At 38.6% G+C, this 22,370-nt stretch carries 23 protein-coding genes and 1 tRNA gene; 20 read left to right on the top strand and 4 right to left on the bottom strand.

Annotation, left to right across the window (positions count from 1 at the left end; translation table 11 throughout):
- The first annotated feature begins 108 nt into the window (after positions 1-108).
- From ADH31_RS07475 to ADH31_RS07560, 18 genes are all read left to right on the top strand, one after another.
- On the top strand, positions 109-1,386 hold the full coding sequence (locus ADH31_RS07475; protein ID WP_049509891.1) for an ABC transporter permease: 1,278 nt from the start codon (positions 109-111) through the stop codon (positions 1,384-1,386).
- Between the two features lie 13 nt (positions 1,387-1,399).
- The gene (vex2, locus tag ADH31_RS07480) at positions 1,400-2,047 is read left to right on the top strand and encodes an ABC transporter ATP-binding subunit Vex2 (RefSeq protein WP_049509893.1); all 648 of its coding nucleotides are present in this window, start codon (positions 1,400-1,402) and stop codon (positions 2,045-2,047) included.
- Positions 2,048-2,090: 43 nt separating this feature from the next.
- The gene (gene vex3 / locus ADH31_RS07485) at positions 2,091-3,470 is read left to right on the top strand and encodes an ABC transporter permease subunit Vex3 (protein ID WP_049509895.1); all 1,380 of its coding nucleotides are present in this window, start codon (positions 2,091-2,093) and stop codon (positions 3,468-3,470) included.
- 70 nt (positions 3,471-3,540) lie between these two features.
- Entirely contained in the window at positions 3,541-4,197 is a 657-nt protein-coding gene (vncR, locus tag ADH31_RS07490) for a response regulator transcription factor VncR (protein WP_049509896.1), read from the top strand.
- Positions 4,194-5,516 carry a sensor histidine kinase VncS gene (gene vncS, locus ADH31_RS07495; protein WP_049509898.1) on the top strand — a complete coding sequence of 441 codons (1,323 nt, stop codon included), beginning with the start codon at positions 4,194-4,196 and terminating at the stop codon, positions 5,514-5,516. The genes vncR and vncS overlap by 4 nt, the downstream gene beginning before the upstream one ends.
- A gap of 144 nt (positions 5,517-5,660) precedes the next feature.
- Positions 5,661-6,542 (top strand): class II fructose-bisphosphate aldolase, encoded by an 882-nt coding sequence (locus tag ADH31_RS07500; protein ID WP_001019005.1) that lies wholly within the window; start codon positions 5,661-5,663, stop codon positions 6,540-6,542.
- Positions 6,543-6,669: 127 nt separating this feature from the next.
- On the top strand, positions 6,670-7,599 hold the full coding sequence (locus ADH31_RS07505) for an alpha/beta hydrolase (RefSeq protein ID WP_049509934.1): 930 nt from the start codon (positions 6,670-6,672) through the stop codon (positions 7,597-7,599).
- A gap of 55 nt (positions 7,600-7,654) precedes the next feature.
- Positions 7,655-8,209 carry a histidine phosphatase family protein gene (locus ADH31_RS07510; RefSeq protein ID WP_049509900.1) on the top strand — a complete coding sequence of 185 codons (555 nt, stop codon included), beginning with the start codon at positions 7,655-7,657 and terminating at the stop codon, positions 8,207-8,209.
- Between the two features lie 68 nt (positions 8,210-8,277).
- Positions 8,278-8,625, top strand: a complete 348-nt coding sequence (locus ADH31_RS07515; protein ID WP_049509902.1) for a hypothetical protein — start codon at positions 8,278-8,280, stop codon at positions 8,623-8,625.
- Positions 8,626-8,662: 37 nt separating this feature from the next.
- On the top strand, positions 8,663-9,061 hold the full coding sequence (locus ADH31_RS07520; RefSeq protein WP_049509904.1) for a hypothetical protein: 399 nt from the start codon (positions 8,663-8,665) through the stop codon (positions 9,059-9,061).
- Between the two features lie 57 nt (positions 9,062-9,118).
- Positions 9,119-9,526 carry a hypothetical protein gene (locus ADH31_RS07525; protein ID WP_049509906.1) on the top strand — a complete coding sequence of 136 codons (408 nt, stop codon included), beginning with the start codon at positions 9,119-9,121 and terminating at the stop codon, positions 9,524-9,526.
- Positions 9,527-9,907: 381 nt separating this feature from the next.
- Positions 9,908-10,900: an ABC transporter ATP-binding protein gene (locus tag ADH31_RS07530; protein WP_049509907.1), complete on the top strand. Its 993-nt coding sequence runs from the start codon at positions 9,908-9,910 to the stop codon at positions 10,898-10,900.
- A gap of 1 nt (position 10,901) precedes the next feature.
- Positions 10,902-11,720 carry an ABC transporter permease gene (locus tag ADH31_RS07535; RefSeq protein WP_049509909.1) on the top strand — a complete coding sequence of 273 codons (819 nt, stop codon included), beginning with the start codon at positions 10,902-10,904 and terminating at the stop codon, positions 11,718-11,720.
- A 1-nt stretch (position 11,721) separates the two neighbouring features.
- Complete coding sequence (locus tag ADH31_RS07540; RefSeq protein WP_049509910.1) at positions 11,722-12,507, top strand: ABC transporter permease; 786 nt, start codon at positions 11,722-11,724, stop codon at positions 12,505-12,507.
- 38 nt (positions 12,508-12,545) lie between these two features.
- Complete coding sequence (locus tag ADH31_RS07545) at positions 12,546-13,007, top strand: GNAT family N-acetyltransferase (protein WP_049509912.1); 462 nt, start codon at positions 12,546-12,548, stop codon at positions 13,005-13,007.
- Positions 13,008-13,054: 47 nt separating this feature from the next.
- Positions 13,055-13,127, top strand: a tRNA-Thr gene (locus ADH31_RS07550).
- 76 nt (positions 13,128-13,203) lie between these two features.
- Positions 13,204-14,067, top strand: a complete 864-nt coding sequence (locus ADH31_RS07555; protein WP_049509914.1) for a DUF6287 domain-containing protein — start codon at positions 13,204-13,206, stop codon at positions 14,065-14,067.
- Between the two features lie 175 nt (positions 14,068-14,242).
- The gene (locus tag ADH31_RS07560) at positions 14,243-14,548 is read left to right on the top strand and encodes a hypothetical protein (protein ID WP_045763829.1); all 306 of its coding nucleotides are present in this window, start codon (positions 14,243-14,245) and stop codon (positions 14,546-14,548) included.
- A gap of 46 nt (positions 14,549-14,594) precedes the next feature.
- Here ADH31_RS07560 and ADH31_RS07565 read toward each other — a convergent pair whose 3' ends face one another.
- Together ADH31_RS07565 and ADH31_RS07570 are read right to left on the bottom strand one after the other, a co-directional pair.
- Positions 14,595-16,256 (bottom strand): N-acetylmuramoyl-L-alanine amidase, encoded by a 1,662-nt coding sequence (locus ADH31_RS07565; RefSeq protein ID WP_049509916.1) that lies wholly within the window; start codon positions 16,254-16,256, stop codon positions 14,595-14,597.
- A gap of 118 nt (positions 16,257-16,374) precedes the next feature.
- Positions 16,375-16,728: a DUF3397 domain-containing protein gene (locus ADH31_RS07570; RefSeq protein WP_065427051.1), complete on the bottom strand. Its 354-nt coding sequence runs from the start codon at positions 16,726-16,728 to the stop codon at positions 16,375-16,377.
- 251 nt (positions 16,729-16,979) lie between these two features.
- Between ADH31_RS07570 and ADH31_RS07575 the strand changes: the two genes are divergently transcribed.
- Positions 16,980-18,230, top strand: a complete 1,251-nt coding sequence (locus ADH31_RS07575) for a dicarboxylate/amino acid:cation symporter (protein WP_049509920.1) — start codon at positions 16,980-16,982, stop codon at positions 18,228-18,230.
- A gap of 14 nt (positions 18,231-18,244) precedes the next feature.
- Complete coding sequence (locus tag ADH31_RS07580) at positions 18,245-19,186, top strand: ATP-grasp domain-containing protein (protein WP_049509921.1); 942 nt, start codon at positions 18,245-18,247, stop codon at positions 19,184-19,186.
- A 226-nt stretch (positions 19,187-19,412) separates the two neighbouring features.
- Here ADH31_RS07580 and ADH31_RS07585 read toward each other — a convergent pair whose 3' ends face one another.
- A complete protein-coding gene (locus ADH31_RS07585; protein WP_049509922.1) occupies positions 19,413-20,276 on the bottom strand; it encodes a YihY/virulence factor BrkB family protein in 864 nt (287 codons plus the stop codon).
- Between the two features lie 31 nt (positions 20,277-20,307).
- Positions 20,308-22,362 (bottom strand): cation:proton antiporter, encoded by a 2,055-nt coding sequence (locus ADH31_RS07590; RefSeq protein ID WP_049509923.1) that lies wholly within the window; start codon positions 22,360-22,362, stop codon positions 20,308-20,310.
- Positions 22,363-22,370: the final 8 nt, after the last annotated feature.

A 22,370-nucleotide genomic window follows, 5' to 3' on the forward strand; every position in this document is an offset into this window, starting at 1 on the left:
CGAATTCTAACGAATTACCGATTTCTGTCCCACTCTCTTTTTTTTTGTGATTTCATAAACATTTCATATTTGGATATTATAATAGTCTTACAAATATGGAGGTGCTATATGAATCCCACTCAAAGAGCTTGGGCTTACGTCAGCAGAAAACGACTGAGAAGTCTCATTTTATTCTTGATTCTATTTGTCTTATTGGCTGGAATATCGGCTTGTTTGACGCTCATGAAGTCCAACAAAACAGTAGAAAATAATCTCTATCGCTCATTGAATACATCTTTTTCGATTAAAAGAATAGAAGCAGATCAGACCTTTCAACTGTCTCAACTAGACGAGCTTAAAAAGATAAAAGGTCTTGAGGAGATTTCCCCAGAGCTTGAGACAATAGCTAAGTTGACTGACAAAGAAGTCGTTACTGGAGAACAAAGTATCCAAAGGGATGATTTGACAGAGGCTGAAAAAAATCTTATCAGTTTAATGGCTTTGAAAGATTCTTCCAAGGATGTTTCCTTTACAAGTTCCGCCTTTACCCTTAAAGAAGGAAGGCATATCGAAAAAGGGGATAGTAAAAAAATCTTAATCCACGAAGATTTAGCTAAGAAAAACAATCTAAAGCTAGGAGATAAGATTAGCTTAAATCCTGGTCAAGTAGAAAATGGTAGTGGAAAAACTCTTGAGTTTGAAATAGTCGGTATTTTCTCAGGTAAAAAACAAGAGAAATTTACTGGTCTTAGCTCAGACTTTAGTGAAAACACGGTCTATACAGACTATGAAAGTAGCCAAACTCTTCTTGGAAATAAGGAAGCTCAAGTAACTGCCGCTCGTTTCTATCTAGAAAATCCAAAAGAGATGGACAGCATCATTCAAGAAGTTGAAAAATTATCTCTGGAAACTAAAGATTATCAAGTTGAAAAGGAAAATAAGGCGTTTGAACAAATCAAGGATTCAGTTTCGACCTTCCAAACCTTCTTACAAATTTTCCTCTATGGCATGATGATTGCTGGTGTAGGAGCGCTAGTCTTGGTCTTGTCCCTTTGGTTACGAGAGCGTATTTACGAGGTTGGTATTTTATTGGCACTAGGGAAGGGAAAAGGAGCAATCTTTAGCCAATTCTGCCTGGAAGTCATCTTGGTTTCAGTGGCAGCTATTCTACCTGCATTTGTGGCTGGGAATGTCATCACTTCCTATCTCTTGAAGACTGTACTAGCAAGCGGTGACCAAGCTGCACTACAAGATACTCTGGCAAAGGCAACGAATCTTACAACAAGTCTTCTATCATTTGGAGAATCTTATATTTTCCTACTTATAATTAGCTGCTTGTCAGTTGCACTTTGTTTTATCTTTTTATTTAGAAAATCACCTAAGGAAATTTTATCATCTATTAGTTAATGAAGGAGAAATCATGACTTTACTACAATTACAAGATCTTACGTATCGTTATAAAAACACTGCAGAAGCAGTTTTGTATAAAATCAATTACGATTTTGAACCAGGGAAATTTTATAGCATCATTGGAGAATCAGGAGCAGGGAAGTCTACGCTCTTGTCTCTCTTAGCAGGACTTGATAGCCCAGTCGAAGGTGCTATTAAGTTTGAGGGAAAAGATATTCGTGAACAAGGTTATTCTTATCACCGTATGCACCATATCTCGCTGGTTTTCCAAAACTATAACTTGATTGATTATCTTTCTCCATTGGAAAATATCCGCTTGGTCAATAAAAAGGCCAGCAAGGAGACTCTTCTTGAACTTGGTTTAGATGAAAGTCAGATTAAGCGGAATGTTCTTCAATTATCAGGTGGGCAACAACAACGTGTTGCCATTGCTCGTAGTCTGGCATCAGAAGCTCCAGTGATTCTAGCTGATGAGCCAACAGGAAACCTAGATCCGAAGACTGCCGGAGATATCATTGATTTGCTTAAATCCCTAGCTGAGAAAACAGGTAAGTGTGTGATTGTTGTGACTCACAGTAAGGAAGTAGCACAGGCGTCAGATATTACACTGGAATTGAAGGATAAAAAGCTGACTGAAACAAGAAGAAATAGTAACTAAAACTTTTAAATATATAAGCAAAGTAAATCTAGAAAGGAATCTTATGTTACACAACGCATTTGCCTATGTCACAAGAAAAATGTTTAAGTCGCTTGTGATCTTTCTGATCATTCTCTTGATGGCTAGTTTGAGTTTGGTCGGCTTGTCTATCAAGGGTGCGACAGCCAAGGCTTCTCAAGAAACCTTTAAAAATATCACCAATAGTTTTTCCATGCAAATCAACCGCAGAGTTAACCAAGGGACGCCACGTGGTGCAGGGAATATCAAGGGTGAGGATATCAAAAAAATTACCGAGAATAAGGCCATTGAATCCTACATCAAACGCATCAATGCTATCGGTGATTTAACTGGTTATGAACTGATTGAAACACCTGAAACCAAGAAAAATCTGACGGCTGATCGAGCTCAACGTTTTGGAAGTAGCTTGATGATAACTGGTGTCAATGACTCTTCTAAAGAAGACAAGTTTGTATCAGGTTCTTACAAACTTGTTGAAGGTGAGCACTTAACAAATGATGATAAACACCAGATTCTCATGCATAAAGACCTGGCTGCTAAACACGGTTGGAAAGTAGGAGATAAGGTTAAACTGAACTCCAATATCTACGATGCAGATAATGAAAAAGGAGCCAAGGAAACAGTAGAAGTAACGATCAAAGGACTTTTTGATGGACATAACAAATCTGCTGTAACCTACTCACAAGAACTTTATGAGAATACAGCTATCACAGATATTCACACAGCAGCCCAACTCTATGGTTATACAGAAGATACCGCTATTTATGGCGATGCTACCTTCTTTGTGGCTGGAGATAAGAACCTAGATACTGTCATGCAAGAACTAGGGTCTATCAACGGTATCAACTGGAAGATGTATAGCTTGATTAAGAGTTCCTCTAACTATCCTGCCCTTGAACAATCGATCTCAGGCATGTACAAGATGGCTAATCTGCTTTTCTGGGGTAGCTTGAGCTTCTCTGTTCTTCTACTTGCTCTCTTACTGACACTATGGATTAACGCCCGTCGTAAAGAGGTTGGAATTCTCCTTTCCATTGGTCTTAAACAAGTAAGTATTCTAGGTCAATTTATCACAGAAGCAGTTATGATTGCTATTCCAGCTCTCATTTCAGCCTACTTCCTAGCCAACTATACAGCGCGTGCTATTGGAAATACAGTTCTTGCCAATGTCACATCAGATGTGGCCAAGCAGGCAAGTAAGGCTGCACAAGCTTCCAATCTCGGTGGTGGAGCAGAAGTGGACGGCTTTAGCAAAACACTTTCTAGTCTTGATATTTCCATTCAACCATCAGACTTTGCTATCGTTTTTGTTCTTGGATTAGTTCTAGTGGTACTAGTTATGGCACTTGCTTCAAGCAATCTCCTCTTTAAACAACCAAAAGAACTCTTGTTGGATAGTGAATAAAAAACCTGCTACCTATTCTCACTCAAATGAGATATAATATAGGTAGCATTTTTGATAGAAAAGGATTTATATGAAAATTCTAATTGTAGAAGATGAAGACATGATCCGCGAGGGAATTAGTGATTACTTGACGGATTGTGGCTATGAAACCATTCAGGCAGCAGATGGCCTTGAGGCCTTAGAACAATTTTCCAATCACCAAGTTGCCTTGGTTCTCTTAGATATCCAAATGCCCAAACTCAATGGTTTAGAGGTTTTGTCAGAAATCCGTAAAAGCAGCCAAGTTCCGGTCTTGATGTTGACAGCCTTTCAGGACGAAGAATATAAGATGAGTGCCTTTGCTGCATTAGCAGATGGTTATTTGGAAAAGCCTTTTTCTCTATCGTTGTTGAAGGTTCGAGTGGATGCTATCTTTAAACGTTATTATGATGCAGGTCGTAGCTTTACCTATAAGGATACCAAGGTCGATTTTGACAGTTATAGTGCCACAGTGGCCGGCCAAAATGTTCCTGTGAATGCAAAAGAGCTAGAAATCTTAGACTATCTGGTTAAAAATGAAGGTCGAGCCTTAACTCGGTCTCAGATTATCGATGCTGTTTGGAAGATGACAGATGAGGTTCCTTTTGACAGAGTGATCGATGTCTATATCAAGGAACTACGAAAAAAATTGGATCTAGATTGTATTCTTACCGTGCGCAATGTTGGTTATAAATTGGAGAGAAAATGAGACGTTCAGGTTTATTTAAAAAGATTTTTATCTATACCTTCTCGGTATTTTCTACCTTAGTCATTTGTTTGCATTTGGCCATTTATTTCCTCTTTCCTTCAACCTATCTCAGTCACCGTCAGGAAAGTATCGGACAGAAGGCAACAGAAATTGCTCAAACCCTCCAAGGAAAAGACAGTCAAACTATCCAGGAAGTCCTTGAACTTTATTCTCAAAGTAGTGATATAAAGGGAACCATCAAGGGTGAAATGACCCAGGATAAGTTGGAGGTCAAGGATAATCTTCCCATTGATAAAGATCGACAGACGGCTTCCTTGGTCATTGAGGAAAGAGAAGTCCAATCTAAGGATGGTCAGACCTTGACTATACAGTTTATTGCTTCTATGGATCTGCAGAAAGAAGCAGAAGATATCAGTCTACAATTTCTACCCTATACTCTATTAGCTTCCTTTCTGATTTCACTCCTGATTGCATATATCTATGCGAGAAACATTGTAGCTCCAATATTGGAAATCAAGCGAGTAACTCGGCGAATGATGGATTTGGATGCAGAAGTACGACTGCGCGTGGATTCTAAGGATGAAATTGGTGATCTCAAGGAGCAAATCAATAGCCTCTATCAGCATCTTTTGACGGTTATTGAGGACTTACATGAGAAAAACGAGGCCATACTCCAGTTAGAAAAGATGAAGGTGGAGTTTTTACGAGGAGCTTCCCATGAACTGAAAACACCTCTAGCTAGTCTAAAAATCCTTCTGGAAAATATGCAAGCCAATATTGGACGCTACAAAGACCGTGACTATTACCTGGGAGTTTCTTTGGGTATCGTAGATGATTTGAATCATCATGTTCAGCAAATCCTATCCCTTTCTTCAGTGCATGAATTGCGAGATAAGAAGGAAGAAATCAACCTTCTGGAGATGACAAATCTCCTATTGCAGGACTATGACTTATTAGCCAAAGAGAGAGAAATCACTGTAGACAATCAACTGACTAACCAACAAACTTATCTAAATTCTTCTGTACTCAAGCTGATTCTTTCAAATCTTATCAGTAATGCGGTGAAGCATTCTATCCAAGGTGGCTATCTCAAAATCGGTGATAAGGATGGCTGGATATTTATTGAGAATAGTTGTACACTTGAGGAACAAGATAAATTTGAACAATCCTTTACGGCTTCTAGTCGACAAAGTAAGGGAGCTGGATTGGGACTCTTCGTAGTCAAAAGTTTATTAGAAAATGAAGAAATCGACTATCGTTTCGAAAGATATAACGACCACTTGCTATTTTACATGAACCTGCCTCAGAACAAGGATTAGACCAAGTGGGAAAAGGTTTACATATCTAAAAATAGAAGAAATTCAATCGAAACTACGGGAAAAACTAGCTTTTTTTGCTAAAAAGTGATAAAATGAACAATGTAAATGGGATGTCCCATAAAAATATACAGGAGGCCTGATAAAATGGCAATCGTTTCAGCAGAAAAATTTGTCCAAGCAGCTCGTGACAACGGTTATGCAGTTGGTGGATTTAACACAAACAACCTTGAGTGGACTCAAGCTATCTTGCGCGCAGCAGAAGCTAAAAAAGCTCCAGTTTTGATCCAAACTTCAATGGGTGCTGCTAAATACATGGGTGGTTACAAAGTTGCTCGCAACTTGATCGCTAACCTTGTTGAATCAATGGGTATCACTGTACCAGTAGCTATCCACCTTGACCACGGTCACTACGAAGATGCACTTGAGTGTATTCAAGTTGGTTATACTTCAGTTATGTTTGACGGTTCACACCTTCCAGTTGAAGAAAACCTTGAAAAAGCTCGTAAAGTTGTAGAATTTGCTCACGCAAATGGTGTATCAGTAGAAGCTGAAGTTGGAACTATCGGTGGTGAAGAAGACGGAATCATCGGTGATGGTGAATTGGCTCCAATTGAAGACGCTAAAGCAATGGTTGCAACTGGTATCGACTTCTTGGCAGCTGGTATCGGTAACATCCACGGTCCTTACCCAGCAAACTGGAAAGGTCTTCACCTTGACCACTTGCAAAAATTGACTGAAGCTGTACCAGGATTCCCAATCGTATTGCACGGTGGATCAGGTATTCCTGATGACCAAATCCAAGCAGCTATCAAACTTGGTGTTGCTAAAGTTAACGTTAACACTGAATGCCAAATCGCATTCGCTAACGCAACTCGTAAATTTGCTCGTGACTACGAAGCAAACGAAGCAGAATACGACAAGAAAAAACTCTTCGACCCACGTAAATTCTTGGCTGACGGTGTAAAAGCTATCCAAGCATCAGTTGAAGAACGTATCGACGTATTCGGTTCAGAAGGTAAAGCTTAATCTAGCTGAACTATACTGAAAGAACCTGCCCATTGGGTGGGTTTTTTGTGTTGGATTTATAGAGGTTATAGACTAGAAGAACCATCCTAAAGTTGCTAAAAGAGTCTAATTTTTGTACAATAATGCTATGAAAGTACTGAAAAAATCAGCCCTTGTCCTTCTTTGTTTCCTTATCTTTTTTTTAGTAGGGACATTTATCTTTCATCGTATCAGCTTAGAAAAGGAACAAGCTTCCCTAACTCCTATGGGTAAAACTGTTCTCGTTAATGGGCACAAAATCAATGTTTACGTTGAGGGGGATGGTCCAGAAACCATAGTAGTTTTATCCGGTGCTGGAATTGCTTCCCCGATCTTGGACTTTAAGAATGTGTCGGATTCCTTATCAAAAAAATATAAGGTAGTCATCGTGGAGCGGGCTGGCTATGGTTATAGTGAGGATAGTAATCAATCCAGAGATGTGATGCAGGTTCTTTCTGAAACTCGTCAAGCCTTGTCACAGGCTAATCTTTCAGGTCCATTTATCATCATATCACATTCAATGGCTAGTCTAGAGAGTCTAGCTTGGCAAGAGAAGTATCCAGATGAAGTGAAAGCCTTGATTGGTCTGGATTGGGCACTGCCGTCAAGTTATGAGGATTTAAAGATCAATCAAGCCTTGCTTACCGTGGCCTATTGGAGCAGCAAGATTGGTTTATTACGCTATTTCCCTGAGGCCTTTTATATAAAAAATCAAACTCTGACAGAAAGTGAACGACAACAATATAAACTTTTAGCTTATAAGCAGTTGATGTCAAATGCCATGCTTCATGAATCCCAAACGGTAAAGGAAAATGCCAAGAAAGTTCCTTCAAGCATCAATCTGAAAATTCCCACCTTATTACTGGTGTCTAACGGTGAAGGCACTAGTTTTAGCCAATCAGAATGGCAGCATTATGCAGAGACATTTGCTAGTGAACAGTCTAATGTTCAAGTCATCTATATGGATGCACCACATGACCTCTATCATTATCAAAATAATGAACTTGTTTCTCGAATTGAAGAATTTTTAACAGAGTAACTGTGATTTAGAAAGTTATTTTGAACTGATGCCAATAATTGAGAGGTGACATTTTATGAAGAACACTTATATTGTACTTAGACATGCTCATTCAAGATTCTCGAGTGATGATTTTAATAGAACATTGTCGGAAAAAGGATTTTCTTCTCTTGAACAGTTGGAGTTTTTAAATGCTTGTAAAATAGATTACTTTATTTCAAGCCCTTATAAGCGAGCTTTTGAGACAGTAAATAGTTCTCCCGTTCAATTTGATAAGATAGTACTTGATAATCGTTTACGTGAAAGAACATTATCCTCAAGATTTATTGAAGATACTGAGTTTGAAAAAACAATTCAATATTTATGGCAAAATCCAGATAAATCTCTTATTGGAGGCGAGTCTAATAGAGAAGCATTGAAGAGAATATTAGATTTGTTAGAGGACTTGGAAGAAAGATATTCAGATAAAACCATTTTACTGAGTTCTCATGGAAATTTGCTAGGAATTTTAATCAATCATTTTGATTCAAGTTTTGATTATAAAAAATGGGAACAGATGACCTTTCCAGATTGTTTTCTAGTTGACAAAGATGAGAGTGTGAAAAGAATGATGCCAGATACTTTTAGGTAATCATTTAGCTCAATCTATGTGATTTTTGTTTTCTGTTATTGTAAATAGAATAGAAAGGAAAAATAGCCATGATATTCGATCAGTCCTTGCAAGCATACATACATGAAGTAGATGATGTTCTTGTAGCTTGGGAAGAAAAACCAAGTGGAAATTTTGAGATGGAAGCTCAGTTGCTTGCAGTCAATTACCATAAAAATCTTTACCGTATTCTTGCATTTATACTGCCTCATTTACAAGAATTTTATGGGTATTTCACAGATGAAGAAGCTACTGAAAAGTTGGGCAAACCCATCATAGAGCCAGAAAGACAAACTGTTACTTTTTGTGATCAAACTTTTGATGATATTCATATCTTTTCTTTTGACTATCAGGGGCAAGCATTTGATAGTTTGGAGAATTTTGCCATTGATGGTTAAGGTCTGTTTTCAGTTTTAAAAAGAAGGAGAGAGACTGATGAGTACTGCTGATTTTGTCTTTATTGAGAGTAAAGACCCCAAATTCCTAGATTTACAAGCCTTTTGTACTGCTTTGAGAGAAAAATTCCCAGGTATTTTGATCAGAGAAAGCACGAATCCTGAAAAAGCTTACTCGCTTTCTTGGGATTATCAAAGTCCTCAGCTTACTTTGGAAAGTTCACTGACTAGCAAGAAAAATGTTTTTGTGATTGATTACTTTGATTCAACGAACAGGTTACAAGATTATGCCTCCTATATCATCTGGCTTCGTCAGTGGTTCCCGTCCAATCTAAAGGTTTCCTTTTGTGATGAAGGCTATGAGCATGTGTTTGAACTTCCTAGTGATTTATCCCAAAAGGAGTTGGAAAACTACTTACGAACAAGGTTTGATGAGTGAAGAAGAAGTTCGAAAACGAATCTGGTGTGATCTAGAAAAGAAAACAAGGAGAATCAGATGCTTACTAAAGATGATATGTTAGTTGCTTTGCATGATGCAATTACTGAAGACCAAGAATTTGAGTTGGCAGACGAGATTGTAGATGCCATGGAGGCTTACCCTCAACCCTTTGATTTGGTTGACCCCATCTTAGACTTTATTTCCAAGCATCCAGAAATAGATTTTGGGGCTCCAGGTGAGTTGGTTCACTTTGTGGAGCGATTTTATCATCAAGGCTATGAGGAATTATTGATGGAGTCAGTTCTAAAAAGTCCAACTGTGCATAACATCTGGATGCTTCATCGATGCTATAATGACAATGATCCAAATCTAGTCCGGCAGATTCAGACTTTAGTTGGAGAACTGAAGAAGAATAAGACCCTTGATTCACAAGTAAGAAGCATGATTGAAGACTTAACTTGGTAGAGGGAGGTGATGAAGTATCACCTTTTTATCTTTTCTTAGAGATAAAAATTTTCGATATAAATTAACACTTGTTTTCCTTAGACATTTGCACTATAACAGGGTGTTATTAGGGCTTTCTTTCCTTATGTTGAAAAAGAAGGCAGGTTTTTGTGTATCTTAAGGAAACTATTGAACCAGAATTTCTGTTTCAAAAGCATTATTATAAGAGAGAAATCTCTAAATTCATAATCTATAAGCAAACGCTTGCATTCCTTTTTTTATTGGACTATAATAGGTTGGTATAAAGCCTTCTGTAATAATAATGAGAAAGTGTAGAAAGTAAGGATTTAGAATATTTGTAGTCAAAAATACAATGTTGTTTCTTACGATAGGGAGATAGATATGGCAATGATAGAAGTGGAACATCTTCAGAAAAATTTTGTGAAGACTGTTAAGGAACCGGGCTTGAAGGGAGCCTTGCGCTCCTTTATTCATCCTGAAAAGCAGACCTTTGAAGCGGTCAAGGATTTGACTTTTGAAGTTCCAAAAGGGCAGATTTTAGGATTTATCGGGGCAAATGGTGCTGGGAAGTCGACAACGATCAAAATGCTGACAGGGATTTTAAAACCCACATCTGGCTTTTGTCGGATTAACGGCAAGATTCCGCAGGACAATCGCCAAGATTATGTCAAGGATATTGGAGTCGTTTTCGGACAACGCACCCAGCTATGGTGGGATCTGGCCCTGCAAGAGACCTACACGGTTTTAAAAGAGATTTATGATGTGCCAGACTCGCTCTTCCATAAGCGTATGGACTTTTTGAATGAAGTTTTGGATTTGAAGGAATTTATCAAGGATCCTGTGCGGACTCTTTCACTGGGTCAACGGATGCGGGCGGATATTGCGGCTTCCTTGCTTCACAATCCCAAGGTTCTCTTTTTAGATGAGCCGACCATTGGCTTGGACGTTTCGGTCAAGGATAACATTCGTCGAGCCATTACTCAGATCAATCAAGAGGAAGAAACAACCATTCTCTTGACCACTCACGACCTGAGCGATATTGAGCAACTCTGTGATCGGATTTTTATGATTGATAAGGGGAAAGAGATTTTTGATGGAACGGTGAGCCAGCTCAAGGAAACCTTTGGCAAGATGAAGACTCTCTCCTTTGACCTGCTACCAGGTCAAAGTCATCTCGTCTCTCACTATGAAGGCCTGCCTGATATGATTATTGATAGACAGGGGAATAGCCTCAACATTGAATTTGATAGTTCCCGCTACCAGTCAGCTGATATTATCAAGCAAACCCTATCTGATTTTGAAGTCCGTGATTTGAAGATGGTGGATACGGATATTGAAGATATTATCCGTCGCTTCTATCGAAAGGAGCTCTAAGATGGTCAAATTGTGGAGACGTTATAAACCCTTTATCAATGCAGGAGTTCAGGAGTTGATTAGCTATCGAGTCAACTTTATTCTCTATCGGATTGGCGATGTCATGGGTGCTTTTGTGACTTTTTATCTCTGGAAGGCTGTCTTTGATTCTTCGCAAGAGTCTTTGATTCAGGGATTCAGTATGGCAGATATCACTCTCTACATCATCATGAGTTTTGTGACTAATCTTCTGACTAGGTCGGATTCTTCCTTTATGATTGGTGATGAGGTCAAGGATGGTTCCATTATCATGCGCTTGTTGCGACCAGTGCATTTTACGGCTTCTTACCTCTTTACGGAGCTTGGTTCCAAGTGGTTGATTTTTATCTCTGTTGGACTGCCATTTTTAAGTGTCATTGTTTTGATGAAAATCTTGTCTGGGCAAGGTATTGTAGAAGTGCTGGGATTAACTGTCCTTTATCTCTTTAGCTTAACCCTGGCTTATCTGATTAACTTTTTCTTTAATATCTGCTTTGGATTTTCAGCGTTTGTATTTAAAAATTTATGGGGTTCCAATCTACTCAAGACTTCAATAGTGGCCTTTATGTCTGGCAGTTTAATTCCCTTGGCTTTCTTTCCGAAAATCGTTTCAGATATTCTCTCCTTATTGCCATTTTCATCCTTAATTTACACTCCGGTCATGATTATTGTTGGGAAATACGATGCCAGTCAGATTCTTCAAGCACTTTTGCTTCAGCTTTTCTGGCTTATAGTGATGGTGGGCTTGTCTCAGTTGATTTGGAAACGAGTCCAGTCATTTATCACCATTCAGGGAGGTTAGTATGAAAAAATATCAACGCATGCATCTGATTTTTATCAGACAGTACATCAAACAAATCATGGAATACAAGGTTGATTTTGTGGTTGGTGTCTTGGGAGTCTTTCTCACTCAAGGCCTGAACCTCTTGTTTCTCAATGTCATCTTTCAACACATCCCCTCGCTAGAAGGTTGGACCTTTCAAGAAATTGCCTTTATCTATGGATTTTCCTTAATTCCAAAGGGATTAGATCATCTCTTTTTTGACAATCTCTGGGCTTTAGGTCAACGACTAGTTCGAAAAGGGGAGTTTGACAAGTATCTGACTCGTCCTATCAATCCTCTCTTTCACATCCTCGTTGAGACCTTTCAGATTGATGCCTTGGGCGAACTTTTAGTCGGTGGAATCTTACTAGCGACAACGGCGACTAGCATTGCTTGGACTCTTCCCAAATTCCTGCTTTTCCTAGTCTGTATTCCTTTTGCGACCTTGATTTATACTTCCTTGAAAATTGCAACAGCCAGTATTGCTTTTTGGACCAAGCAGTCAGGCGCTATGATTTACATTTTTTATATGTTTAATGACTTTGCTAAGTACCCGATTTCCATTTACAATTCCCTTCTTCGTTGGTTGATTAGCTTTATCGTACCTTTCGCCTTTACAGCCTACTATCCTGCCAGCTATTTCTTGCAGGACAAAGACGGGCTCTTTAACATTGGTGGTTTGATTCTGATTTCCCTTGTCTTCTTTGTCATTTCTTTGAAACTCTGGGACAGGGGCTTGGATGCCTACGAAAGTGCAGGTTCGTAAGAGCTAAAGTAAGAGTAAAATAAAGAAAGGAACTTATGATGATTGTAATTAAAGAAGTCAAGGATGAAGAGCCAAAAATGGCAGTTGTCGCTGAGGTTTTAAAGGATTTGCCAGAATGGTTTGGAATACCAGAAAGCACGCAAGCCTACATCGAAGGAGCCAAGGACTTGCAAGTGTGGGCCGCCTTTCAGGAGAGTGATTTGCTTGGCTTTGTAAGCTTGTCCTATTCTAGTGAAGATTGCGCTGAGATTGATTGTCTCGGTGTAAAAAAAGCTCATCAAGGTAGAGGGATTGGGAATCAATTGCTTGCTGCTTTAGAAAGTGAAGCACGCAAAAACGTTGATTATTTACAAGTGAAAACAGTAGCAGAAGGCTCTAATAAAGATTATGATCGAACAAATGTCTTTTATCGCAGTCTTGGCTTTAAAAAATTAGAGATTTTTCCACAACTTTGGGGGCCTCAAAATCCTTGTCAGATTTTGATTAAAAAGATGGGTTAAGAATCCCTTGACATCCTTTCTTATAGTGCTATACTATAAGTGGAATCGCCGATTTAGCTCAGTTGGTAGAGCACCGCATTCGTAACGCGAAGGTCACAGGTTCGATCCCTGCAATCGGCATAAGAAAGAGCAATAAAATAAATATTATATTAGTTTATTAGAATCATCAATACTCATCAAAATGAGGAGGAGTATCATGAAAAAGAAAGAACGGATAAAACATGTTGAGAAGACCCATGGTCGAAAAGGAACTTCATCTAGATTGGCAGAAACCCTTTCTACAATTAATAATATAAAAATGTATATCGGTCTTGCCATAACAGCTCTAGTTATAATCATTGTTGCTAGCATCTTTTTAAATTCACCTAATCTCAAGCAAGAAGCAAATCAAACTTCTTCCTCATCTAAGACTGAAGAGACGACAAAAAGTCAGGGGAAAGAGGATGATAAGGATAAGGTAAAGGAAGAGGAAATTCAAAAGCTAAAGGAGCAATTGGCTGATTTGGATACCAAGATCTCAGAAGCGGAGCAGCATGTTAGTCAATTAAAAAAAGAAGCTTCTGTTCTCAAATTAGATATTGAAGCCCTCAGAAATAATGATTTATCAAGTTTAGAGGGTACTTGGCGGACACAGTCTGGTAATGAATATATCATTAATGATTCAGGGGAAGTCCAATCTTCTTGGATATACAATGATCAAAAGCATGAGTCTATTGTTGAATTGAAAGTATCAAAAAGTCAGAATGATCGCAACCCAGAAACAGTAGCCCTTGGTGCTTGGGCAAAAGGTTCTCAGGCGGGAGGGTTTGTGGTAGTCGTTGTACCAAGTGCTGTTGTCATGGAACCTGGTGGTGATGGTAAAATAACAGACAATTCCAATCACACTGAGGATAGACTCTTTGCAGGACAACAATATGAAGGAATGTTGATGCATCCAGAAAATGTTTACTATCGCGTTAAACCAGATACGAGCCAATTAGAATCAGAAGAGAAGAATTTAGCGAAATTGAAAGCTGATCGTGATGCCATCAAATCAGCTTTAGAGTCTAAAGAAAAATGAAAAATGAATGAAAAGAAGCCAGCAATGGCTTCTTTTTTAGAAAAATTCTGACCACATAGTCTATCATATCTGCCACATAGACAAAAGCTATTGTTTGCGATTTTTATTTCTGTTATAGTTGTAATTGTTAAAGGGAGATAAAACTTCCTAACAAAATAGAAAATGAGGTCGTATCATGAAAAAAGTAGTAGGTATCGGATTTTTAGTCGTTGCAGTAGCAGTTTTGTATTTTGGTTTTGTTGGATGGCCAAGTTTGGATGTCAATATCTGGGCCCTCTTTCCAGTAGGTTTATTCCTATTTTTTACCCTTGAGAATTTGGTGAAAAAAGATTACAAGGCCAGTCTCATGAGCTTGATGATTGCCTTTATCATCGCCAATGCCATTCTTGATATCTTGCCACTTTCAAGCGGTTTGGTTATCGGTGCTGGAGTCTTGGCTTGCGTTGGAATTGGATTTCTTTTTCCTGAAGCCAATAAGTAAGAAAAATAATACAAAAAAATCTCGAGATTTTCTCGAGATTTTTTCTTTACTGACCTGCGTAATATTTTTGAATTCCCTTAACGATACCTGCAACTAATCTGTTTTGGTAGGCATCACTGCGGACTTGTTGATTCTCGTTGAAATTGTCAATATAGCCCAATTCCAATAGAACGGCTGGTTTATCAGTTTCTCGAAGGACAGCAAAACTACTTCGTAGACGACCGGCATCCTTAGCACCAGTTTCAGCTAGTAGTGAAGAGTGGATATCTGCCGCGAGGCGATTACTTTCACTGATTCGGTCAGGGTGGTTATGCCAGTACGGATTGATTTTAGAAGGATAACCAGCAGCTTCTTCATAAGAATAAGTCTGGATTCCAGCTCTATTTGAAGCTGGATTACCACTAGCATTGAAGTGAATACTAATAAAGATATCTGAGTCAGTCTTATTAACCATTCTTGAACGTTCGGTGACAAAGTCTACAAAGACATCACTGTCTCTTGAAGAAAGAACAGTATAGCCGAGGCCTTCAAGCTCCTTGCGAAGCTTTTGGTAAACTTGCATATTCAGTTCTTTTTCGGTGATGTTATAATAAGATGCACCGGGATCTTTACCACCATGGCCTGGATCTAGGAAGATAATATTGTTATATTTCCCCTTTTCAAAACCACGACTTACAGAAGTTTCACCAATCCATTTACCATTGCTTTGGAATTGATGAGTTTGTCCATCGATTTTATGGGTCCCTGTAACATAGACTCCATTTTCATCCACATAGTAGCGGGCTTTATAGTAGCTGTCGTCAATCCATTCGCTCTTAGCCATGTAGCCACCTGCCTTGAGGTAGTAGGAGCCAATCCATTCACGTTCTGCGTAAGCACCACCAGATTTCAAGTAGAACCAGCTATCATAGTTTTTATCGAAAATCCATTCTTTTTCAGCCATGGCTCCGCTAGCTTTTAGGTAGTAACTACCTTGCCACTGGTTACTTGCCATAGTAGCATCTTTGTTAAAGTAGTACCAGGTACCACCAATTTTGTCCCACTTATTTTTGATTAATTTACCAGAAGCAAGTGCATAGTACCATTGTCCATCTTGCTTGGCCCAAGAATTCTCAGCCATGACCCCACTATTGGTAAACAGATAGTCGTCAAAAATTGTGTTGCTGAGCATGACACCGTCTTGATCAAAATAGTACCAGACACCACCGATCTTTTCCCATTTTTGTTGAGAAATTTTTCCATAAGCGTTAGCGTAATACCATTTATCTTGGAGTTTACTCCAACCAGAATCGACCATGGCCCCGCTACTAGTAAGGATATATCCGTCAAAAATAGTATCGCTCAACATGATGCCATCTTTGTTGAAGTAGTACCATTTCCCGTGGATTTTTTTCCAGTTAAGAACAGGGGCATTATTTTCATAGAAGCGCCAGATATTTTCCTCTAATACCCAACCTTCTTTTTGAATTTCTGGTGCCTTGTCTTCTTCTTTCTTAGCTGGATTTGTCGTTTGATTGGCATTTGCTTCAGTTGAAGGTTCAGCTTCCTTAGCTGGGAGACTGTTTTTCTCCACTTTGTCAGTAGAGGTTTCACTGTGTGTTGTTTCTACTGGGGTTGACTGTACTTTGTTTTCCTCAGCATAGCTAAGGTTGGTTGTTAGACCAAATACTGAAAGCGTAATGGCGCTTGCCAAGAGCGTTTTTTTCACTTGATTAATCTCCTATACATTTTTTATAATCTTTTTTAAAATCTCATTAGAAAAGCCCCTCTTAGGAATATCTAGAAAGCAAGATCGAGGTGTTGGTGGGCTATATTGTAATAGTTGACTATTTCATCACGAAAATTTGAACAATCATGATGATATAGATGAGCAGTGTTAGTAAAAATCCAGCTCGCCAAAAGAATTTAATAAATTTGGGATAATAAAAGCTACGTCTTTTGTTTAAGAAGAAAAAGACTAACACAATTGCTAGTATTGATAAGGCTATTCCCAATACGGGAAGTTGATTGTGTGTAAACATCTTAGCCGTAATCAAATAATATTCAAATATTAGAAAAGGAAAAGCTAAATCAGCAGCATTGATGCCCCTTTTCTTTAACTTAAAGAGTCTGCTTAAAATAATCGCCAGAGCCAAGGTTAGTACCAAAAGCAAGATGGAAGCAAGTTTCATTAAAATCATACCATTATTGTATCATAAAATTTTGAGAATAGAAAAGTAAATTCCTTGATTTATCACTGTTTTAGCAAAAAATCATTGGTAAGAAACAGATTTTATAATTCCTGCTTGAATAGAATGAATCATTTGTTCGGTACGATGATAGTTTGAACTCTCAATATAAATCTTTTTTATGGTGACCATAGAAAATATATATTAGTCAGAAAGAAAGAATAGTAGTAGAATGAGTATCAAATAAAACAAAGGAGTTTCTTATGAAATTAGTTACGTTATGGTCAAAACTCTCACTAGGTATTCAATTATTGGTGGCTTTGGTCTTGGGTGTTATCGCTGCCCTTATCTGGCCACAATTTGCAGGCTTTTATCAATTTTTAGGTCAAGCCTTTATTAAATTGATCAATATGGTTATCATTCCGCTAATCTTCCCAACCATCGTTGTTGCAGTAGCTGGAGTTATCGGAAAAAAATCTTTCGGAAAAATCTTGACCAAGAGTTTGGTTTACTTTTTTGCCGTAACAACTGCCATTACTCTTTTGTTTGTATTTGCTAGTTACTATTTAGGATTTGGTCAAGGAGTGAATATCGGTCAAACTGGTGGAAACCTTGATGGGATTGCTAACAATGTCAAGTTCAGCGAATTTTTGCTTGGTTTCATTCCATCAAATATCGTTAAATCTCTTTCAGATGGCGCTCTATTGCCAATTATCGTTTTTGCCATCTTTCTTGGTTACGGAATTGGGAATCTTAAGACTGATAAATCTCAGAAGATTATAGAAGGTTTCCAAATCTGGATTGAAGCCATTTACAAGATTGTTGCAGTAATTATCAAACTATCACCGATTGGAATTTTTGGATTTATCGCTAAAGATGTTGCAACTACTGGCCTTGATAAATTGATTGGTCTTGGTCAATTTGTAATCGGAACTTACTTGGCTTATGCTGTATTGGTTCTGCTTATTTTCCCTTTGATCGCTTTATTCTTTAAAGTACCGTATTTGTCAGCCTTTCGTGAAAATTGGAGTCTCTTGACACTGGCTTTTGTTACGGGTAGTTCTAGTGTTGTCTTGCCATCCCTTCTTAAAGATTTGAAAAAACAGGGACATGATGAGCATACAATTGATTTAGTTGTTCCTTTAGGATATACTTTTAACTTAGAGGGAGCAGCGGTTTACTTCTCAGTAGCGACAATCTTTATTGCGCATGCCTACGGCATTCAATTTTCTTTATCAAGTCTCTTGTTTACTGTTTTGCTTTTGACCTTGATTGGAAAAACTGCGGCAACCGTACCATCAGGAGCTATCGTGGTTCTATTAGCTGCAGCACCTCAACTGGGCTTGCCAGTTGAAGGAGTAGCCTTGATCTTTGCAGTTGATTTCTTTGTCAATGCTGGCCGTACTATGATCAATGTTTTGGGTCAAATCTTAACAGTCAGCGTTATTGAAAAAACAGAAGGAAATATTTTAGAAGAAGAAAAGGAAAGCCAACTATCAGTCAGCTTTTCTTAAGGAGATGATAAGTAATGAGTGAAGCAAAAGTTTATGTGATTCATGAGAATCTTGAATGGACCCAGCATTTGGTCAAATGGTTGGAAGAACTAGAAGTCCCTTATGAACTGTGGGATTTATCTAGTGGGATATTGGACCTTCAAAGTCCACCACCACAAGGTATCTTCTACAATCGTATGTCTGCGTCTTCTCACACCAGAGGACATCGCTATGCACCAGAATTTACAGAGCAGGTGATTACTTGGTTGGAGGCGCATGGACGCAAGGTTGTGAATGGAACAGGTGCTATCAACCTTGAAATCAGTAAAATCAAACAATATTTGAAGTTAAACGAGTCAGGCATTGAGACTCCTGCGACAGTTGCAGTTCTGGGCCAAGAAAATATCATTGAAGCAGCAAGAAAATTGAACATCTATCCTTTGATTACCAAGCACAATCGAGCAGGTAAGGGATTAGGCGTTCAACTCTTCCAAAATGAAGAGGAACTGGCAGCGTATGTCAATAGTCCCCTTTTTGAACCATCAGTTGATGGGATTACCTTGTTACAAGCCTACATCAAACCAAGTGATGGACGTATCCGTCGTTCAGAGTTTATCAACCAGAAGTTCCTTTATACTGTTTCAATCGATTCTTCAGATGGTTTCCAACTGTGCCCAGCAGATGGTTGCCAAATCGGTAAGAGACCAGAGCAACTGGAAACGTCTGAGAAATTCCAGATTACAGAACCTCTACCAGATGACCGAAGAGAAGCTTATGAAAACTTCCTAAAAAATGCTAAGATTGAAGTTGCGGCGATTGAATGGGTTCAATCAGAGAGTGGTGACATTTATGTTTATGATGTAAATACCAACACAAACTACAATCCTACCGCAGAAAAGAATGCCAATATTTTTGCCCACCAACATTTGGCTCAATATCTAAAAACAGAATTGCAAGCCCTAACGAATGGACAATAAAGTAACTAATTCAAAAATCCCCCAGTATTAAATGACTGGGGGATTGATTTGTTTATACTCTTCGAAAATCTCTTCAAACCACGTCAGCTTCCATCTACAACCTCAAAATAGTATTTTGAGCTGCCTTCGTCAGTTCTATCCACAACCTCAAAACGGTGTTTTGAGCAACCTGTGGCTCGCTTCCTAGTTTGCTCTTTGATTTTCATTGAGTATTAATCGATAAAAATTATTGATTTGCTTTAAAGTCTGGATCCTTAAGGCTTTGAACACTGGCATTGATGACGGCACCGATAATTAATATCTTGGCAATGATAATGAACCAGAACATCATGACAACGACGACGATTGAACTGAAAAATCTGACGTCAACGAGATAATTGACATAATTGTTGAAATAAGCTGCAAAGATGTTTAATAAAGCAATCGTTGTAACTAGTACAAAGAGACTTCCAGGTATGACGTAGCGAATCTTACTTACTTTAACATTTGGTAGGAAATAATAGAGCATGATTACGATTGCAAAAAGAAAGGCATAAATCAGAGGTCCTGTAAAATCTTGTAGATAAGAAAACAGAGCACTCTCGGATTTCCAGTAGTTTTTAAGCAAATCCAATAGCATATGGCCAAACATACTGAGGAATAAAGCAAGCGCAAAAAGAATTTGAAGTCCAAAGCTAACTAAGAGGCTCATCAGCTGATGTGAGATAATTCCTCTATTTTTTGCGATTCCATAGGCTTTATTAAAAGCCTTTTGAAGAAAATTCATGGATTTGGAGAAAGTCCAAAGAGCTGATAAGATAGCAAAGCTCAGTAAACCTGTCGATGGTTGAGTCAGAACTTCTCTGACAATCTTTGCTACTACATCATAGATCGTATCTGGTAAAAATTCCTTTAGTGTAATCAAGAAATCAGAGATTGGAATTTGAAAATAAGGCAAGATATTGACGGCTATCATAAGTAAAGGGAAGATTGAAATCAACCAATAATAAGCCACAGCTACACTGGTTAATTCAATATCTGAAACATGATAGTAGTGTAAAAAAGCTTTTAATAAAGGCCTATTAGTTAGTTGTTTCCACAACTTTTTCATTGCATAATCCTCCACAATAGTAACCTAAATCTTAATTTCTGCGAACTAATTCCATCATATCATAAGGCAGTGTGTTGGCTGATTCTTTTAGAGAATAAGTTTCTAGGTTGTTCACATTTTGTCTCAGTTTTTTAGCATACTGGGCTGAAATGAGTTTTTGTTTCTCGTATTCAAAGATGGACTTACGTTCTAGATAGTAGCCTCTGAGCATTTCATCGATATTATTGGGTTTGATCCGATTGATAACCCGTTCCACAAAGGCACCACTGGTAATATGACTGGTTTCACGGAGACGCGATTCCTGCATGAAGCTGATCAGAGAACTCTTATAAATCCCTTTGAGGTTTTCTAAACTTTCGATGATGATTTCAGTGTTGGCTAGATAGAGCTCTGCAATCTGATCATAATCGATGGCAAGAAGTCTTTGGTTTTCCTTGTCTCTCCAAGAACGAAAGGTTTTTCCAAATGTGAGCAACTCATGAAGGAGAAAACGCACAATCCGTATAGAAACAAGGAAGTAATAGGTTAGGCGAGAAGCAAAGTTTCGCTTAATATTTTTCTCCATGCTTTTCAAGTAGCGTTGATAAACACGATAACCTCTTTCACCGATTTTTCCTTCTTCATAAGCCTGTTCCAAACCATCGTTCTCGATACTGAGAATCAAGAGTTTCAGAGCTTCCCAGTCTTCTTGGATTTCTTTATTTTCTTGACTTAGAATGAGATTTTCAATCCGTCCATGATAGTTATCAATCGCAGCATAGAGAGGAACCTTGTTTTTAGTATGTTCCAAATCTCTCTCTAACTCCATGGCAACATCATTTAGGATAGCGATGTGCATGAGATGATCCTTAGATGGCTCTTGCTCTTCAGAAAGGTGTGGCAAGACCAATAATCCTGTCAGAAAACTGACCAGGGTTACACCAGCTACGAGGAAGAGAAGGAGCGGATATTCCTGCTCTAAGTTAGACGGTATCAAGAGGATGGTGGCAATAGAAACAGTTCCCTTAACTCCAGAAAATGTTAGAAGGAGCATATCTTTGACATACTTGTGGAGGCTTTTTTGAAGTTTCTTTATTCGAAACGCGTAAAAGCCGTAAATCATCACAAAGCGGATGGCAAAGAGTAGGAAGGTTAAAAGAAAGACTGTGACGAGAAGAAGCACATTGTTATAAAAAGCACTCTTAAGAATCGGCTCCGCAATCATTTCCAGTTCCATTCCTAACAGTACGAAGACAGAACCATTGAGCATAAAGGTTACAGTGTGCCAAACGGTTTCAGTCACTGTATCCACTTGAGCTTCGAGAAGATTTATCTTTTTAAAGCGACTGGCTTTTAAAATACCAGCGACAACGACTGCGATAATTCCAGAAACGTGAATCTCTTCAGCTATGAAGAATGTTAAAAGTGGTAAACTGAGATCTAACAGAAGTTCACTGGCTATATCAGTAGCTCGAACACTGAGTAGAAAAGTATGGAGGAAACGATTGATTAAGGCTGTTATAAAGCCGACTGCAAACCCTCCAACGATGGAAATAGCTAGGGAAATTCCTGCTTGAGCGATTGAAAAGGTTCCCGTTGTCCATGCGATGAGAGCAACACGAAAGGCAATTAGCCCAGAAGCATCATTAAGGAGTCCTTCCCCTTTTAAGATATTTGAAATTCGTTTTGGAAATGTAAATCGTTCAGAAAGGGAAGCAAAGGCAACCAGGTCAGTAGGACCAAGTGCAGCTCCGACTGCAACGCAAGCAGCTAATGGTAAGCCAATCCAAAGGACATGGGCAAGGCCTCCCATACTCAATGTTGATACAAAGATAACAGGGAAAATAAGGTATAGAACAATTTTCCAGTGTTTTAATATAGAGGTTACATCTGCTTCTTGAGCCTCGCGAAAGAGGAGCGGGCCGATTACCAAAGCTAGAAACAACTCAGTGTCTAGGTGATACTGGTTATTCGGTAAGCACAGACCAATCCCAATCCCCAGCAAAATCTGAATCAGGGGCATGGGTAAAAAGGGAAGCAGTTTATTGGTCGTACTAGAAACAATGAGAACAAGTAAAAATATCAAGAGATAAAACAGTAAATCCATCTTCTACC

The sequence above is a fragment of the Streptococcus pseudopneumoniae genome, from assembly GCF_001072375.1.
Lineage (GTDB): Bacteria > Bacillota > Bacilli > Lactobacillales > Streptococcaceae > Streptococcus > Streptococcus pseudopneumoniae_L.

Bases quoted from the DNA above. Each gene is read 5' to 3' on its own strand.
- ADH31_RS07475 (WP_049509891.1), top strand. From the start codon at position 109: ATGAATCCCACTCAAAGAGCTTGGGCTTACGTCAGCAGAAAACGACTG.
- vex2 (WP_049509893.1), top strand. From the start codon at position 1,400: ATGACTTTACTACAATTACAAGATCTTACGTATCGTTATAAAAACACT.
- vex3 (WP_049509895.1), top strand. From the start codon at position 2,091: ATGTTACACAACGCATTTGCCTATGTCACAAGAAAAATGTTTAAGTCG.
- vncR (WP_049509896.1), top strand. From the start codon at position 3,541: ATGAAAATTCTAATTGTAGAAGATGAAGACATGATCCGCGAGGGAATT.
- vncS (WP_049509898.1), top strand. From the start codon at position 4,194: ATGAGACGTTCAGGTTTATTTAAAAAGATTTTTATCTATACCTTCTCG.
- ADH31_RS07500 (WP_001019005.1), top strand. From the start codon at position 5,661: ATGGCAATCGTTTCAGCAGAAAAATTTGTCCAAGCAGCTCGTGACAAC.
- ADH31_RS07505 (WP_049509934.1), top strand. From the start codon at position 6,670: ATGAAAGTACTGAAAAAATCAGCCCTTGTCCTTCTTTGTTTCCTTATC.
- ADH31_RS07510 (WP_049509900.1), top strand. From the start codon at position 7,655: ATGAAGAACACTTATATTGTACTTAGACATGCTCATTCAAGATTCTCG.
- ADH31_RS07515 (WP_049509902.1), top strand. From the start codon at position 8,278: ATGATATTCGATCAGTCCTTGCAAGCATACATACATGAAGTAGATGAT.
- ADH31_RS07520 (WP_049509904.1), top strand. From the start codon at position 8,663: ATGAGTACTGCTGATTTTGTCTTTATTGAGAGTAAAGACCCCAAATTC.
- ADH31_RS07525 (WP_049509906.1), top strand. From the start codon at position 9,119: ATGCTTACTAAAGATGATATGTTAGTTGCTTTGCATGATGCAATTACT.
- ADH31_RS07530 (WP_049509907.1), top strand. From the start codon at position 9,908: ATGGCAATGATAGAAGTGGAACATCTTCAGAAAAATTTTGTGAAGACT.
- ADH31_RS07535 (WP_049509909.1), top strand. From the start codon at position 10,902: ATGGTCAAATTGTGGAGACGTTATAAACCCTTTATCAATGCAGGAGTT.
- ADH31_RS07540 (WP_049509910.1), top strand. From the start codon at position 11,722: ATGAAAAAATATCAACGCATGCATCTGATTTTTATCAGACAGTACATC.
- ADH31_RS07545 (WP_049509912.1), top strand. From the start codon at position 12,546: ATGATTGTAATTAAAGAAGTCAAGGATGAAGAGCCAAAAATGGCAGTT.
- ADH31_RS07555 (WP_049509914.1), top strand. From the start codon at position 13,204: ATGAAAAAGAAAGAACGGATAAAACATGTTGAGAAGACCCATGGTCGA.
- ADH31_RS07560 (WP_045763829.1), top strand. From the start codon at position 14,243: ATGAAAAAAGTAGTAGGTATCGGATTTTTAGTCGTTGCAGTAGCAGTT.
- ADH31_RS07570 (WP_065427051.1), bottom strand. From the start codon at position 16,728: ATGATTTTAATGAAACTTGCTTCCATCTTGCTTTTGGTACTAACCTTG.
- ADH31_RS07575 (WP_049509920.1), top strand. From the start codon at position 16,980: ATGAAATTAGTTACGTTATGGTCAAAACTCTCACTAGGTATTCAATTA.
- ADH31_RS07580 (WP_049509921.1), top strand. From the start codon at position 18,245: ATGAGTGAAGCAAAAGTTTATGTGATTCATGAGAATCTTGAATGGACC.
- ADH31_RS07585 (WP_049509922.1), bottom strand. From the start codon at position 20,276: ATGAAAAAGTTGTGGAAACAACTAACTAATAGGCCTTTATTAAAAGCT.
- ADH31_RS07590 (WP_049509923.1), bottom strand. From the start codon at position 22,362: ATGGATTTACTGTTTTATCTCTTGATATTTTTACTTGTTCTCATTGTT.